General features: G+C 74.9%; 1 protein-coding gene. It reads left to right on the forward strand.

The genetic code is table 11. The annotated features are described in order from the left end of the window. On the forward strand, positions 1 to 642 hold a 642-nt coding region (locus ACYVE9_RS29905; protein WP_461030996.1), incomplete at both ends, for an FUSC family protein.

Raw genomic sequence — 642 nt, forward strand, 5'->3', positions numbered from 1 at the left:
CGCCGGGAGCTGCGCGCCGACTCCGCGGTCCTGCGGCACGCGCTGGGGCTCGCCGCGGTGGTGCCCGTCGGCCAGTTGCTCGGCGCCCGGCTGGCGCCCGAACACGGCTACTGGGTCGCGCTGACCGTGGTCATGGTGCTCCGCCCGGACTTCTCCCAGACCTTCGAACGCGGCAGCGCCCGCCTGGTCGGCACCGTCGCGGGCGTGTTGGTGGCCGGTGCCGTCCTGGCACTGCTCCGCCCCGACCCGTACCTCAGCGCGGCGCTCGCCGTGGTCTCCGTCTTCGCCCTGTACCTGCTGATGCGGACCGGCTACACCGTGGTCTCCGCCTGCACCAGCGCCTACGTCGTCTTCCTGCTCGGTGTGGTCGGCCAGGAGTGGGGGCGGATCGTGCCGGAACGCATCGAACTGACGCTGGTCGGCGGCGCCCTGGCACTGCTGTCCTACCCGGTCTTCCCGGCCTGGGAGACGCCGCGGCTGCGGGACCGGCTCGCGGACTGGCTGGCCGCCAACTGCCACTACGCGGCAGCCGTGGTGCACACCTGGGACCGGCCGGCGAAGGCCCGCCCCCGGCAGGTCAGGGAGGCGCTGCTGGACGCCAGGGCGGCCCGCTCGGAGTGGGAGCAGGCCACCGCGCGGGCC

The sequence above is a fragment of the Streptomyces sparsus genome (assembly GCF_054776295.1).